This is a genomic window from Streptomyces sp. NPDC006450 (assembly GCF_040612195.1).
GTDB lineage: Bacteria > Actinomycetota > Actinomycetes > Streptomycetales > Streptomycetaceae > Streptomyces.
In genome coordinates, this window is record NZ_JBEXPT010000003.1 from 89,571 (window position 1) to 103,959 (window position 14,389).

The following is a 14,389-nucleotide window of genomic DNA, read 5'->3' on the forward strand; positions in this document are numbered from 1 at the left end:
TTCCCGCCTTCAACTCTGGTACGTCCTGTTCATGTTGGGACCGCTCGCCCAGGCGGGCAGCCTCCTGGAGGTAAAGTCCGCGCACATGACCGTCACCGCTCCCGTGCCCGTCCCGGTAGCCGAACGCCGGGCCCCGAGCGGCTCCCGTGGCCGCATACCTCGCGCCTTCGCCCTCACGGCCGCAGAGGGGGCCGTGTCGGTTCTCGCGGCACTGCTCCTCATCGCCCTGAGCAAGCGCCTCGACGTGAATCCCGTCCAGCGGATCGGGCAGGTCAGCGGGCTGGCCGGCATCCAGCTGCGGCTGCTGGTGCTGCTGGCCGCGACCGTGGTGCTCTACCTGGTCCTGTCCCGGTGGATGCCCGGTGCGGCGGTGCGGATCGGCGCGGCGGCCGTGGCCGGCCTGGCCACCGGTGTGACCGCGAGCGGCAGCGTGGTGGCCCTGCGGGGAACCAGCTGGCCGTACAACGGGTACGGCGGTGACATCGGAAACCTGCAGCAGTGGGCGTTCCACGTCATGGACGGGGTGTCCCTGCCGGCCGAGTACCCGCCCGGCTTCCCGCACGTGCTGGCGTGGAGTTCCCAGCTGTTCTTCGACGGCGACGCCTCGCTCGCCGTCAAGTGGGTGATGATCGGCTTCCTGGCGGTCTCCGGCCCGGTCGCCTACCTGGCCTGGCGCATGCTGCTGCCGCCGCTGTGGGCCCTCGGCATCGGTGTCACGGCGTCCCTGACGCTGATCGAGCCGTACAAGCCGTACTCCCCGCTCGTCCTGATCGTCGTCATCCCCCTGCTGGCCAAGCTCGCGCAGGTGGTGACGGACTCCTCGAAGCTCGGCCGCAAGCGCTCGTCGGCGATCGGAGCGGGTCTCGGCGCGCTGCTCGCCGCGCTGTTCCTGCTGTACGCGGGCTGGTTCGTGTGGTCCGCGGTCGGCGTGATCGTGCTCTTCGCCGTGGTGCTGACCGGCCGCGCCCGCTCGGGCGGGAAGCGCGCGCTGCTGGACGCGGCCCTGCCGCTGGGGGCCGCCTCCGTCGTCTTCCTCGCACTGGCCGGGCGCTACCTGATCCGGCTGCTCGGCGCGAGCGGAGCGACCCGGGACACCTACTTCTACTTCGACACCGCCACCGACCCGGCCTACTTCGCCTCGTCGGGGACCGCGTTCCCCGGCCCGCTGCGCTCCCTGGGGTGGCCGCTGCCGGGCGAGCTCGGCGGCGTCGGCCTCTTCACCATCCTGCTGGTCGTCGGCCTGGGCGCGTCCATCGCGCTCGGCCTGCGCCGGCCGCTGGTGCTGACCCTGGCGGCCTGCACCGGCAGCGCCTTCCTGCTGCGCTACTGGTACGCCTCGCACATGGCGGCCGACGGCGCCGTGCAGCTGTACCCGCGCACCAGCCTGCAGATCGTCTACTGCATGCTCGCGCTGTCGGGCGTGGCCGTGTACCTCGTGGTACAGCGCGTCAAGGCGTGGACCGGGGCCGACGAGGTGCGGCTGCCGGGCCTGGAGGCCCTCCGGGCGGCCGGGCACCGGCCCCGGGCCGCCGTGATCGGGGTCCTGGTCTCGCTCGGGCTCCTCTTCGGCTCGGCCGGATCGTCCACGGCCGACGCCTACATGCCCAGGCCGCCCTCCGAGAACACCCTCGGCACCCTGGCCTGGACGGCGCACACGACGGGAATGCCCAACGGGAAGTGCCCGAAGTACGCGCCTCACGGCAGGTGCACGCCGTACGACCCGCTGAAGCGCACGAAGAGGAACTGACCCGCGCCCGGCCACTCAGCTCCGCCCGGTGGCGAAGGCGTGCCGGGCCAGCGTGCGCACGCCCGCCCGCTGCCCTCGCCGCAGCGCGCCGGGCAGCATTCCGAGCGCGTGCAGGCGGGAGCCGTGGTGGAGACGGGCCGCGCGGGCGGCCCTGGGCCAGCCACGGGCTTCCATCCGCTCGGCGACCGCCGAGAAGTAGCGCTCGGCCTCGGTGAAGCGGGTGCCGGAGAGGGCCTGGACGGAGGACTCGCTGGCCGCGTGCCGGCGGTACTGGAAGACGGTGGTGGACCCGTCGATCACCATCCGCTCGCCGGCTTCGAGCAGGTCCACGACGAGGGCCAGGTCCAGGACCACGGAGTAGCCGTCCCGGAAGTTCACCTCACGCAGCGCCGGGCCGCGCCAGGCGATCGACGGGAAGTAGAGCCAGTTCCCGCGCAACACGCTGACGGCCAGCACCTCGCCGGCCATCAGCCTCCGGCCCTTCACCCGCGGGGCGAACATCCACTGCTTGGCCGCGTCGGGCAGGCCCCGCGTGACCCGGCCCGCACCGTCGATCACCTCGACGCCGGGCTGGACCATGCCGATCCCGGGGTGGGCTGCGAGGATCCCGCGGACGGTCTCCAGGTAGTGCGGGTGCAGCAGATCGTCGCAGCCCATGATGACCACGTGGTCGGCCTCGGAGAGCTCGACGCACTTCTGGAAGTTCTTCGTGATGCCGAGGTTGCGCTCGTTGCGGATGTACCGCACCCGCGCGTCGCCCAGCCCCTCGAACCAGCCGGGCACGTCCGGCTCCCGGCCGTCGTCGATCACGACGAGCCGGAAGTCTCGGTCGGTCTGGGCCAGGACGCTGCGGACGGCGTCCCGCATCTGCCCCGCGTCCCCGTAGTACGGGAGCATGAAGTCGAAGGACCCCACGGGCGTCAGGCCTTCGCGGAGTCCACGCCGGAGGAGGGTCCGGCGCCGACGGGCCCGGATGCCTCGTCGGGCGTCCCCAGCCGGACGTCGTTGTGCCGGACGCCCTCGGTGATGGCGACCGTCCGGGCCAGGTCGGTGATCTTCTGCTCCAGCGAACGGAAGCGCAGGAAGGTGTTGAGCGTGAGGAAGCCCATCGCGAGCACCATCACGTACAGCACGAGGTCAGTGCCTCGGCCGACACCGAGGTGCCGGGCGACCCAGGTGACGTCGGTCGGGCGGAGCACCGCGTACACGTTGACGATGACGAACACCGAAAAGGCAATTCGTTTCCAGGCCCGGTTCTTGGCCTGGCTCCAGGTCCGGATGAACACCAGCGCCATGGAAACGGAACCGGCGATGAGCAGGAGCTGGATCCAGAAATATTTCATCGACGCCCACGCTCCCGCAGCGAAATATCAAAGACGATGTTCACGCCGTTGATGAGGGACTGGCCCTTGGCCCGCGAGTAATCGGAGTAGAGGATGTCCACCGGGATCTCGGTGACCCGCAGGTCCGAGCCGGCGAGGAAACCGACGAGCTCGGATGCGTGGGCCATGCCGTTCATGGTGATGTTCAGCCGCTCGGCGGCCGCACGGCCCAGCACCCGCAGACCGTTGTGCGCGTCGGTGAGCCCCAGCTTGCGCGACGTGGGGCTGACCGCGGCGGCCGTGCGCAGCACGACCTGCTTGATCCACGGCACCTGGCCGTTCTGCTCCATGAACCGGGAACCGAGCACCACGTCGGCGTCGCCGGCCCGCAGGACCGCGACCATCGTCTCGACGTCCTTGGTCTGGTGCTGACCGTCCGCGTCGAAGGTCGCGAAGTACTGGGCGCCGGGCTGGGTGAGTGCGTACGTGAGGCCGGTCTGCAGGGCCGCGCCCTGACCGAGGTTGACCGGATGCCGCACCAGGTGGGCTCCGGTGGTGGCTACGTGCTCGGCCGAATCGTCGGTGCTGCCGTCGTCGACGACGACGATGTTCGCAAACGTCCGGCGGGCCTCCTCGACCACGCCTGCGATCACTTGGCCCTCGTTGTAGGCGGGTATGACCAGCCAGACATCGTCGTATTCGGACACGCTAGCTCCAACGGAACAAGGCACGTGACGAGTGCTCAGTGATCGGTGTGACGCCGTCCGGCCGGCGTGGTCACGTCCGACCGCGCTCACGCCCAGGCCTCTCACCGCGGCCGTATCTCGGGGCCCCAGGCCGCTGAGCGTAGCCAGCCCGGGTATCGCGAAGCTGGCGCGCAGGCAACGATCACAAAGACGGTGCGTTGTCCAGCGGGGTGCTCATCCCGCCCGGCTGTCCCGGGCGAGCCGGGCCGTGGCGGCGAAGCCCGGGGTGGCGAGGGCACCGGCCAACTGCTCCTGCCAGTCGCCCATCGGGGCCAGGCCCGCCTGGCTCCAGCGGTCGTGTCCGAGGACGCTGAAGGCGGGGCGGACCGCGGGCCGGACGAAGGACGCGGAGGTGGTCGGGCGGATCCGCTCCGGGTCCAGGCCGCACAGCCGGTAGACCTCGCGCGCGAGCCCGAACCACGTGGTCGCACCGCTCGCGGTGCCGTGGTAGACACCCGCGGGAGCCTGGCCGGCCAGCGCGGCCCGTCCCAGCTCGACGAGCCTGCGTGCGAGCGCAACGGACCAGGTGGGCTGGCCCTGTTGGTCGTCGACCACGTCCAGGGTGTCCCGTTGGGCGGCCAACTTGAGCATGGTGGCGACGAAGTTCGGGCCGTGCTCGCCGTACAGCCAGGCGGTGCGGACCACATAGCCGTCCTGCGGCAGGAGTTCGGCCACGGCCTGCTCGCCGATCAGCTTGGAGCGGCCGTACGCGTTCACCGGCCCGGTGGCCGCGTCCTCGGCGTAGGGCTCCGAGGCGTCACCGGGCAGCACGTAGTCGGTGGAGATCTGCAGCAGGCGCGCACCGTTCGCGGCGCAGGCAGCGGCGAGGATCCGCACGCCGGCGCCGTTGACGGCAGCGGCGGCCTCCTCGGCGGTCTCGGCACCGTCCACGTCGGTCCAGCCGGCGCAGTTGACGACCAGGGTCACGCCCTTGAGGGCGGTCCGGACGGCGTCCGGGTCGGTGATGTCGAGTTCGGCGCGGCCGAGGCCGACGGCCTCGATCGCCTGGCGGCGCAGTTCGGCCACGACGTCCTGGCCCAGCATTCCGGCCGCGCCCGTGACGAGCCAGCGGCCCTTCCCCCGGTCATCCGTCACTGCTGCGGTGCCGCCTTTGTCTCGGCGCGCGGGGCGCATCCGTATTCGGCGCCTTCGCGGAGCGGAATGTCCTTCTCCGATATCCGGCCGTTTTGTCCGGGCCGGAATCCGACCCTCCCGAGGATGCACATGAAGTGAACATTAGCTGTGCGCTGCGTGCGATACGGGCTTAACCGGAAATCGTCACGCCTGCTCGCATAGGGTTGCGCCATGCGTGGAATTCTCTTGGCCGGCGGCACGGGATCCCGGCTCTGGCCGCTGACGCGGGCCGTGTCGAAGCAGCTGCTGCCCGTCTTCGACAAGCCGATGATCTACTACCCGCTCTCGACGCTGGTCATGGCCGGGATCAGCGAGATCCTCGTCATCACCACCCCGGAGGACCGCGCCCAGTTCGAGCGTCTGCTCGGCAACGGCTCGCAGTGGGGCCTCCGGCTGGAGTACGCCGTCCAGGAGCGCCCCGAAGGCATAGCCCAGGCCTTCGTGCTCGGCGCCGACTTCATAGGCGACGACTCCGTCGCCCTGATCCTCGGCGACAACATCTTCCACGGCAGCGGCCTCGGCACGCGCCTGGCGCAGCACACCGACTCCAAGGGCGGCCGGGTCTTCGCCTACCCCGTGGCGGACCCGACGGCCTACGGCGTCGTCGAGTTCGACGGGGACGGCCAGGCCATCTCCATCGAGGAGAAGCCGGCCAAGCCCAAGTCCCGTTACGCCGTGCCCGGCCTGTACTTCTACGACAACCAGGTCGTGGAGATGGCCGCCGGCCTGAAGCCCAGCGCCCGGGGGGAGCTGGAGATCACCGCCGTCAACGACGCGTACCTCCAGGCCGGCCAGCTGAACGTCACCCTCCTCGACCGCGGTACCGCCTGGCTGGACACCGGCACCTTCGTCTCGATGGTGCAGGCCTCGGAGTTCGTGCGCGTGATAGAGGAGCGTCAGGGGCTCAAGATCGGCTGCATAGAGGAGGCCGTCTGGCGGGCGGGTCTGATCGACTCCGCGCAGCTGCGCACACTGGCCGGGCCTCTCACCAAGAGCGGTTACGGGGACTACCTGATCGGTCTGCTCGAAGAGGAGGCCGCACGGTGAAGTTCCGCGAACTCTCCATCGAGGGCGCGTTCGAGATCACGCCCCAGCAGCACGGTGACCCGCGCGGCATGTTCATGGAGTGGTACCGCTTCGACCGCCTCGCCGAGGTCGTCGGGCACCCGCTGAACCTGGCGCAGGCCAACCTCTCGGTCTCCCAGCGCGGCGTGGTCCGCGGCATCCACTTCGCCGACGTCCCGCGCGGCCAGGCCAAGTACGTCACCTGCGTGCGCGGCGCCGTGCTCGACGTCGTCGTGGACATCCGGGTCGGCTCCCCGACCTTCGGCCGCTGGGAAGGCGTCCGCCTGGACGACCTGGAACGCCGCGCCGTCTACATCCCCGAGGGCATGGGCCACGGCTTCTGCGCGCTGACGGACGACGCCACCCTGTCCTACGTCTGCTCGCAGACGTACAACCCGACGGGTGAGCACGCGGTCCACCCGCTCGACCCCGACCTGGGCATCGACTGGCCGGCGGACGTGCCGCTGCTGTCGGCCCGCGACGACGCGGCCCCCTCGCTGGCCGAGGCCACCGCGTCCGGCCTGCTGCCGGACCACGCCGCCTGCATCGAGTTCACGCGGTCCCTGCGGGTGACGTAGCCACCGCGCACGGGGCGACGTACACGAGAGGGCCGCACCCCGGGGGTGCGGCCCTCAGCGCGTGAGTCCGTACGACGAAGGGCCCCTCCCCCGTCGCGTGAACGACGGGGAAGGGGCCCTCCTGTCAAACATGGTGCCCGCTCGCGCGAGCTACCAGGTCAGAACACGAATTACTTCGTGATCTTGATGACCTGGCCGGCGCCCACGGTACGACCACCCTCACGGATGGCGAACTTGAGGCCCTCCTCCATGGCGACCGGCTGGATCAGCGCGACCGTCATCTCGGTGTTGTCGCCCGGCATGACCATCTCCGTGCCGGCCGGCAGGGTGACAACACCCGTGACGTCGGTGGTACGGAAGTAGAACTGCGGACGGTAGTTGTTGAAGAAGGGGGTGTGACGGCCACCCTCGTCCTTCGACAGGATGTAGGCCTGGGCCTCGAACTCGGTGTGCGGGGTGACCGAACCGGGCTTGATGATGACCTGGCCGCGCTCGACGTCCTCGCGCTTGATGCCACGGAGGAGCAGACCGACGTTCTCGCCCGCCTGGCCCTCGTCGAGCAGCTTGCGGAACATCTCGATACCGGTGACCGTGGTGGTGGTCTTGGTCTCCTTGATACCGATGATGTCGACGGTCTCGTTGACCTTCAGGACACCACGCTCGATACGACCGGTGACGACGGTACCGCGACCGGTGATCGTGAAGACGTCCTCGACGGGCATGAGGAACGGCAGCTCGGTGTCACGCGGCGGGGTCACGATGAATTCGTCGACGGCAGTCATGAGGCCGAGAAGCTTCTCGCCCCACTCCTTGTCGCCCTCGAGCGCCTTCAGCGCGGAGACGCGGACGACCGGAAGGTCGTCGCCCGGGAAGTCGTACTCGGAGAGGAGCTCACGAACCTCGAGCTCGACGAGCTCCAGGATCTCCTCGTCGTCCACCATGTCGGCCTTGTTCAGGGCGACAACGATGGAGGGAACGCCGACCTGGCGGGCCAGGAGCACGTGCTCCTTGGTCTGCGGCATCGGGCCGTCGGTGGCGGCGACCACGAGGATGGCACCGTCCATCTGCGCGGCACCGGTGATCATGTTCTTGATGTAGTCCGCGTGACCCGGGCAGTCGACGTGGGCGTAGTGACGCGCCTCGGTCTGGTACTCGACGTGCGCGATGGAGATGGTGATACCGCGCTGGCGCTCCTCAGGAGCCTTGTCGATCTGGTCGAAGGCCGAGGCCTCGTTCAGGTCCGGGTACGCGTCGTGCAGCACCTTGGTAATGGCGGCCGTGAGGGTCGTCTTACCGTGGTCAATGTGACCGATGGTGCCGATGTTGACGTGCGGCTTAGTCCGCTCGAACTTCGCCTTCGCCACGGGGTCCTCCTGGAGAGTGGTTCTGTACGCCTTGCTCATCGGCGCCAGGTGATCTTTGCTGGAAAGCCGGTTCCCCGGGGCAACGGGAGGGTTGCTCCTGTTGCCCCAGAGGCTCCGGTGACAAGCCTAAAGCGTGTACTCGGAAGAGTTACTCGCCCTTGGCCTTCGCGATGATCTCCTCAGCGACGTTCCGGGGAACCTCGGCGTAGGAGTCGAACTGCATCGAGTAGCTGGCGCGACCCGAGGTCTTGCTGCGGAGGTCTCCGACGTAGCCGAACATCTCCGAGAGGGGCACGAGGCCCTTCACGAGGCGAGCACCGTGACGCTCCTCCATGGCCTGGATCTGGCCACGACGGGAGTTGATGTCACCGATGACGTCACCCATGGACTCCTCCGGCGTGGTGACCTCGACGGCCATCATCGGCTCGAGGAGCACGGGAGAAGCCTTGCGCGCGGCCTCCTTGAACGCCTGCGAACCGGCGATCTTGAAGGCGAGCTCGGAGGAGTCGACCTCGTGGTAGCCACCGTCGAGAAGAATGACGCGGACGCCGGTCATCTCGTAGCCGGCGAGGATGCCGAACTTCATGGCTTCCTGCGCACCCGCGTCGACCGAGGGGATGTACTCCCTCGGGATGCGGCCACCGGTGACCTTGTTCACGAACTCGTACGCCGGACCGTCGGCCTCGAGGATCGGCTCGATCGCGATCTGCACCTTGGCGAACTGACCGGTACCACCGGTCTGCTTCTTGTGGGTGTAGTCGTGACGCTCCACCGTCTGGCGGATCGTCTCGCGGTAAGCGACCTGCGGCTTGCCGACGTTGGCCTCGACCTTGAACTCGCGCTTCATACGGTCGACCAGCACCTCGAGGTGCAGCTCGCCCATACCGCCGAGGATGGTCTGGCCGGTCTCTTCGTCCGAGTGAACGTGGAAGGAGGGGTCCTCCTCCGCGAGAGACTGGATGGCGACACCCAGCTTCTCCTGGTCACCCTTGGACTTGGGCTCGATGGCGACCTGGATGACCGGAGCCGGGAAGTCCATGGACTCCAGGATCACGGGTGCCTTGTCGTCACACAGCGTCTCACCGGTGGTGGTCTGCTTCAGGCCCATGACGGCGACGATGTCACCGGCGCCCACCGCTTCGATCTCTTCACGCTTGTTCGCGTGCATGCGGTAGATCTTGCCGATGCGCTCCTTCTTGCCCTTGACGGAGTTCAGCACCGAGGTGCCGGCCTCCAGGCGGCCCGAGTAAACCCGGACGAAGGTGAGCTTGCCGAGGTGCGGGTCACGCATGATCTTGAACGCGAGCGCCGCGAGGGGCTCGTCGTCCGAGGGCTTGCGCTTCACGACGACCTCGGCGTCCCGGACGTCGTGGCCTTCGATGGCCTCGATGTCCAGGGGCGACGGGAGGTAGCGGACGACGGCGTCGAGCAGGGGCTGAACGCCCTTGTTCTTGAACGCCGTGCCACAGAACACCGCGGTGACGGTGGCACCCTTGTCGCCCTTGGAGCCGATGATGATGCGACGCACGGCGTCGTGCAGCTGCTCGACGGTGGGCTCGACGCCCTCCAGGAACAGCTCCATGATCTGGTCGTCGTTCTCGGCGACGGTCTCGACGAGCTTCGCACGCCACTCTTCAGCGGCTTCGGTGTGCGTGGCCGGGATGTCGACGATGTCGTACATCTCGCCCTTGGTCGCCTCGGCGGACCAGACGAACGCCTTCATGGTGACCAGGTCGACAACGCCCTGGAAGTCCATCTCGGCACCGATGGGGAGCTGCATGACGATCGGAACCGCACCGAGGCGGTCCTTGATCATGTCGACACAGCGGTGGAACTCGGCGCCCGTGCGGTCCAGCTTGTTGACGAAGCAGATGCGCGGGACGCCGTAGCGGTCCGCCTGACGCCAAACGGTCTCGGACTGCGGCTCCACACCGGCGACACCGTCGAACACGGTGACGGCACCGTCGAGGACGCGGAGCGAACGCTCCACCTCGACCGTGAAGTCCACGTGACCCGGGGTGTCGATGATGTTGATGGTGTGGTCGACGTCTTCGAGCGGCCAGTGGCAGGTCGTCGCGGCAGACGTGATCGTGATGCCGCGCTCCTGCTCCTGCTCCATCCAGTCCATCGTGGCAGCGCCGTCGTGGACTTCACCGATCTTGTACGACACACCGGTGTAGAACAGGATGCGCTCGGTGGTGGTCGTCTTGCCCGCGTCGATGTGAGCCATGATGCCGATGTTGCGCACCTTGGCCAGGTCAAGCGAAGTGGTAGCCATATCGGCTCAGTCTTCTCTCGGTCTCGATGTGGGTTGGGACTACCAGCGGTAGTGCGCGAAGGCCTTGTTGGACTCGGCCATCTTGTGCGTGTCCTCGCGCTTCTTGACGGCAGCGCCAAGACCGTTGGAGGCGTCGAGCAGCTCGTTCATGAGGCGCTCGGTCATCGTCTTCTCGCGGCGGGCGCGGGAGTAACCCACGAGCCAGCGCAGCGCGAGGGTCGACTGACGACCCGGCTTGACCTCGATCGGCACCTGGTAGGTGGCGCCACCGACACGACGGGACTTGACCTCGAGCGACGGCTTGACGTTCTCCAGCGCGCGCTTCAGCGTGATGACCGGGTCGTTGCCGGTCTTCTCGCGGAGGCCTTCCATGGCGCCGTAAACGATGCGCTCGGCGGTGGAGCGCTTGCCGTTCAGGAGGATCTTGTTGATGAGCGACGTCACCAGAGGAGATGCGTAGACCGGGTCGATGATGACCGGGCGCTTCGGGGCGGGGCCCTTACGAGGCATTTTTTACTTCTCCTTCTTGGCGCCGTAGCGGCTGCGGGCCTGCTTGCGGTTCTTGACAGCCTGGGTGTCAAGCGCACCGCGGATGATCTTGTAACGAACACCCGGCAGGTCCTTCACACGGCCACCACGCACGAGCACGATCGAGTGCTCCTGCAGGTTGTGTCCCTCACCCGGAATGTAAGCGGTGACCTCGATGCCAGAGGTCAGACGCACACGCGCGACCTTACGCAGCGCCGAGTTCGGCTTCTTCGGGGTGGTCGTGAACACACGCGTGCAGACGCCGCGACGCTGGGGCGAAGCCTCGAGCGCGGGGGTCTTTGTCTTCTCGACCTTGTCCTGCCGGCCCTTACGGACCAGCTGCTGGATCGTAGGCACTACTTCTCCGGTTTCTGTGTGCCGTGTAGTGAAGCTAACCTGGAACATTTGCCGACCCACGCGGTCGGGTGTGTCGGATCCGGCGGACCTCCACGCAAGCGCGGAAACGCATGAATCGCGGTGGCTGATACGGCTCACGTGCGGTTGATGGACACGCACAGGAGCCCAGGCACACCCCAGGCACAAGGTCTGAGCGTACCTACCGCATCCACTCCGGTCAAAACAAAAGCCCCGGCCCCGGCAGCCCGAAGGGCCATGTGGCCAGTCGCCACAAGGCCGAAGCCGGGATGCGGCCCCTGCGACGTGCGGCCGTGGTGCACATGTGCTAAGCGGAAGCCTCCGCTTCCCCTCGTTCCCACACCCTCGGTGCCCCGCGTTCCGGCCGGCAACCGCACCCCCCGTGCTCCACCGAAAGGTGGAACCCCCCTGTCCGGGGCCGGCGCGCCCACCCTGCGCACACGCGTCCGGACCACCCCGGCTCCACCGCCCCGCTCCCCGCCCCGGACCGCGCCGCCGGCGTCCCCCGCCCTGCCCCGGGCCGTCGGCGGCCCGGGACGGGAGCGGCCGACCGACACGATGGGGGCCCGATTCGCCCGGGCCGACGGATCGCCGACCCTCCGGATTCCGGCGCGGCGACCGGACCGACCGCCGGCTCGCGGGCCAGCGGGGCCCCCGTCGGCGCCGCGACCGGACCCGCCCCGGACCTCGACAGACGCAGGGAGCAGACCCTTGGGGATCTTGGCCGTCGAGCCCGCGACGCAGAGCAGTCCACCCCCCGGTCAGGCCCGGCCCCGGCCCGCGTCGCGCCGAGCCGCGCGCTTCTACGGCCCGCTCCTCGCGTTCCTCACGGCCTCGGGCGCCTTCTGCGCGTCCTGGGTGTCCCGGGGCACCTTCCCCTTCGGCGACACCGGCCGGGCCGTCAACGACCAGGCCAACCAGTACGTCCCCTTCCACCGGGCGCTGTGGGACCTGGTGCACGGCAGGGCCGCCGGCGACCTGCTCTTCACCTGGCACGGCGGCTTCGGCCAGCAGTTCCTGTCCGACTACCACACCTACCTCGGCAACCCCTTCTCCTGGCTGGCCGTCCTCGTCCCCCGCGCCCACGTGGACCTCGCCGTCTTCGCGATCACCCCGGTCACGATGGGCACCGCCGCCGCCCTGATGGCCGTCTACCTCGGCAAGCTCCACGCCGGCCCGTGGTGGCAGCGGGGCGCACTCGGAGCCGTCTACGGGCTGTGCGGCTGGGCGCTCAGCGACGCCTCGTACATCCCCATGTGGATGTGGGGCCTGGCCGCGCTCCCGCTCCTGGGCATCGCCGTCGAGTGGTGCCTGGAGGACCGCCGCTGGCCGGGCGTGGCCCTGCTGGTCGCGCTCGCCTGGTTCGGGAACTTCTACACCGCGATGATGGCGACGACGGCCGCGTGCGTGCTGCTCGCCGTCCGCCTGGTCGTCCTGGAGCTGACCGGAGCCCAGCGGCTGCGCGCCGTGTGGCGGGCCGCGACGGCCGCCGTGACGGGCATCCTGCTCACGCTCCCCCTGCTCCTGCCCGCGTTCCTCTCCAGCGGGGCGGCCCAGCCCACCAGGGCGGCCGCCTTCGATCCCGTCCGGATCGAGGTCTTCCTGACGGGCATGCTCCCCGGCACCCACCTGTGGGGCGGCCGGCCCCGGCTGTACGTGGCCTCGCTCGGCCTGATCCTGGCCGGGTCCTTCCTCCTCAACACGGCGATCGCGCGCAGGACCCGCCTGGCATGGACCGGGGCCGCCCTCCTCGTCGTCCTCTCCTTCCAGTTCCCGCCCACCCAGTACGCATGGCACGGGCTGGCGGTGCCCAACGGCAACCCGTACCGCGAGACCTTCGTGTTCAGCGGCATGGTGGTGGTCCTCGCCTGGCTGTCCCTGGCCAACCGGCCGCGCCCGCGGCACCTGGCCCTGACGGCGGCCCTGCTGGTCGCCGCCACCTTCCTGCTGCGCCACACCGACGACTTCGGCGGCGCCACCTGGCCGGCCGTCCTGGGCGGCGGCGCGGTCTCGCTCCTGGCGCTGCTCCTGCTGGGCCTCGGCGAGAAGCAGCGCGTACTGGTTCCCGTGGCCGCGGTCCTCATGGTCGGCGCCGTCTTCGCCGAATCCACCGCCGCCGCGGCCCATGCGGACGCCCGCCGCGCCCGCGAACGCTGGGCGAAGCCGATCGCCACCTCCAGCCGGTCGATCACCAACCACTTCGAAGCCGTCCGCTCGGTCGACGGCTGGCCCGCCTACCGCACCGACCCGGGCGGCCCGCAGACCTCGTACAACGACGCGCTCGCTCTTCGGGCGCAGGGCCCGCAGTACTACAGCAGCTACCTCCCCGAGGCCACCTACGAGGCCCTCGAACCCCTCGGCTACGGCCACAAGAACGACGGCCGCACCATCTTCGGCGCCGACCATCCCGTCCTGGACGCGATCTTCTCGATCGGCGCCCGCGCCGAGCCCGGCCCGGAGAAGAACAGCTGGACGGCCCGCACGTTCCCCGCGCCGCCGCTGGTCACCGTCCGCAGCGCCCCGTACACCTCCCCCAACCCCCCGGCCGGCGTCTACGCCCGCCAGGAGCAGGTCCTCGGCGCCACCGTCTACCGGGTCCCGCCCGTCACCAGCGGCGGCAACGCCGCGCGGCAGCGCTACACCGCCCGGTGCGCCCCCGGCTCCGAAGCCTTCTGGTACTCCCCCCGGCTGTACGGCACCGTCTCCTACGGAGGCGCCGAGAGGCCCCTGGAGGACCGGATGGCAGGAGTTCTGCGCCTGGGCGGGGTCCCCGCCTCCGGCCGGGTCGACGTCACCGTGCGGACCCGTACGCGGGGCGGCACCGCCGGCGAGCACCCCGTCGGCTGCCTGGACCGGGCCGCGCTCGCCGCGAGGGTCGGCCGCCTCAGGGCCACGGGCGCCACCCAGGTCCGCGCGGGCGGCCACACCATCGAGGCGACCCTCCCGAAGGATGCCTCCGGCACCGCCGTCTTCGCGATGACCGCGATCCCCGGCTGGCGGTGCTCGGCCCCCGTGAAGAGCTTCCACGGCCTGGTCGCCCTGGACATCCCCCAGGGCACGAGGAAGCTCTCCTGCACCTTCACCCCCGAGGGCCTCACCCCCGGCCTCGCCGGGGCCACCCTCGGCCTCCTGGCCCTGGCCTCGGTCACCGTGGCGGGCCTGCGCCGCCGCCGCACCGGGTCCTGATCCGCGCCGGCCTGATCCAGGACGTGAAGAAGCCCCCCGCCTCTCCTCTCGGAGCGGCGGGGGGCT

At 69.7% G+C, this 14,389-nt stretch carries 12 protein-coding genes; 4 read left to right on the forward strand and 8 right to left on the reverse strand.

Annotated features, from left to right (window positions below):
* Nucleotides 1–31: 31 nt before the first annotated feature.
* A complete protein-coding gene (locus tag ABZY57_RS02385) occupies nt 32–1,747 on the forward strand; it encodes a hypothetical protein (protein ID WP_356507291.1) in 1,716 nt (571 codons plus the stop codon).
* Between the two features lie 15 nt (nt 1,748–1,762).
* On the opposite strand, the gene ABZY57_RS02390 is transcribed toward ABZY57_RS02385, so the two are convergent.
* The 4 genes from ABZY57_RS02390 to rfbD all read right to left on the reverse strand — a co-directional run bounded on the left by ABZY57_RS02390 (nt 1,763) and on the right by rfbD (nt 4,910).
* A complete protein-coding gene (locus tag ABZY57_RS02390; protein ID WP_356507293.1) occupies nt 1,763–2,662 on the reverse strand; it encodes a glycosyltransferase family A protein in 900 nt (299 codons plus the stop codon).
* Between the two features lie 5 nt (nt 2,663–2,667).
* Nucleotides 2,668–3,090 carry a DUF2304 domain-containing protein gene (locus ABZY57_RS02395; RefSeq protein WP_356507295.1) on the reverse strand — a complete coding sequence of 141 codons (423 nt, stop codon included), beginning with the start codon at nt 3,088–3,090 and terminating at the stop codon, nt 2,668–2,670.
* Nucleotides 3,087–3,776, reverse strand: a complete 690-nt coding sequence (locus ABZY57_RS02400; protein WP_356507297.1) for a glycosyltransferase family 2 protein — start codon at nt 3,774–3,776, stop codon at nt 3,087–3,089. Before ABZY57_RS02400 ends, ABZY57_RS02395 begins: the two co-directional genes overlap by 4 nt.
* 213 nt (nt 3,777–3,989) lie before the next feature.
* Nucleotides 3,990–4,910, reverse strand: a complete 921-nt coding sequence (gene rfbD, locus ABZY57_RS02405; RefSeq protein ID WP_356507299.1) for a dTDP-4-dehydrorhamnose reductase — start codon at nt 4,908–4,910, stop codon at nt 3,990–3,992.
* A gap of 210 nt (nt 4,911–5,120) precedes the next feature.
* On the opposite strand from rfbD, the gene rfbA reads away from it, so the two are divergent.
* Nucleotides 5,121–5,996: a glucose-1-phosphate thymidylyltransferase RfbA gene (gene rfbA / locus ABZY57_RS02410; RefSeq protein WP_356507301.1), complete on the forward strand. Its 876-nt coding sequence runs from the start codon at nt 5,121–5,123 to the stop codon at nt 5,994–5,996.
* Nucleotides 5,993–6,592 carry a dTDP-4-dehydrorhamnose 3,5-epimerase gene (gene rfbC / locus ABZY57_RS02415; RefSeq protein WP_356507303.1) on the forward strand — a complete coding sequence of 200 codons (600 nt, stop codon included), beginning with the start codon at nt 5,993–5,995 and terminating at the stop codon, nt 6,590–6,592. The genes rfbA and rfbC overlap by 4 nt, the downstream gene beginning before the upstream one ends.
* 170 nt (nt 6,593–6,762) lie before the next feature.
* Here rfbC and tuf read toward each other — a convergent pair whose 3' ends face one another.
* The 4 genes from tuf to rpsL form a co-directional block, all read right to left on the reverse strand.
* Nucleotides 6,763–7,956, reverse strand: coding sequence for an elongation factor Tu (tuf, locus tag ABZY57_RS02420; RefSeq protein WP_356507305.1), 1,194 nt, complete (start codon nt 7,954–7,956; stop codon nt 6,763–6,765).
* 148 nt (nt 7,957–8,104) lie between these two features.
* Entirely contained in the window at nt 8,105–10,234 is a 2,130-nt protein-coding gene (gene fusA, locus ABZY57_RS02425) for an elongation factor G (RefSeq protein ID WP_356507307.1), read from the reverse strand.
* Between the two features lie 39 nt (nt 10,235–10,273).
* Nucleotides 10,274–10,744: a 30S ribosomal protein S7 gene (rpsG, locus tag ABZY57_RS02430; RefSeq protein ID WP_215023410.1), complete on the reverse strand. Its 471-nt coding sequence runs from the start codon at nt 10,742–10,744 to the stop codon at nt 10,274–10,276.
* 3 nt (nt 10,745–10,747) lie between these two features.
* Nucleotides 10,748–11,119 (reverse strand): 30S ribosomal protein S12, encoded by a 372-nt coding sequence (rpsL, locus tag ABZY57_RS02435; RefSeq protein ID WP_007265893.1) that lies wholly within the window; start codon nt 11,117–11,119, stop codon nt 10,748–10,750.
* 729 nt (nt 11,120–11,848) lie between these two features.
* Here rpsL and ABZY57_RS02440 point away from each other — a divergent pair.
* A complete protein-coding gene (locus ABZY57_RS02440; protein WP_356507310.1) occupies nt 11,849–14,323 on the forward strand; it encodes a YfhO family protein in 2,475 nt (824 codons plus the stop codon).
* The last annotated feature ends 66 nt before the right edge of the window (nt 14,324–14,389 follow it).

What these genes read in the sequence shown, in the direction of transcription:
- rfbA (WP_356507301.1), top strand. Translation starts at nt 5,121, where the DNA reads ATGCGTGGAATTCTCTTGGCCGGCGGCACGGGATCCCGGCTCTGGCCG.
- ABZY57_RS02385 (WP_356507291.1), top strand. Translation starts at nt 32, where the DNA reads ATGTTGGGACCGCTCGCCCAGGCGGGCAGCCTCCTGGAGGTAAAGTCC.
- fusA (WP_356507307.1), bottom strand. Translation starts at nt 10,234, where the DNA reads ATGGCTACCACTTCGCTTGACCTGGCCAAGGTGCGCAACATCGGCATC.
- rpsG (WP_215023410.1), bottom strand. Translation starts at nt 10,744, where the DNA reads ATGCCTCGTAAGGGCCCCGCCCCGAAGCGCCCGGTCATCATCGACCCG.
- ABZY57_RS02395 (WP_356507295.1), bottom strand. Translation starts at nt 3,090, where the DNA reads ATGAAATATTTCTGGATCCAGCTCCTGCTCATCGCCGGTTCCGTTTCC.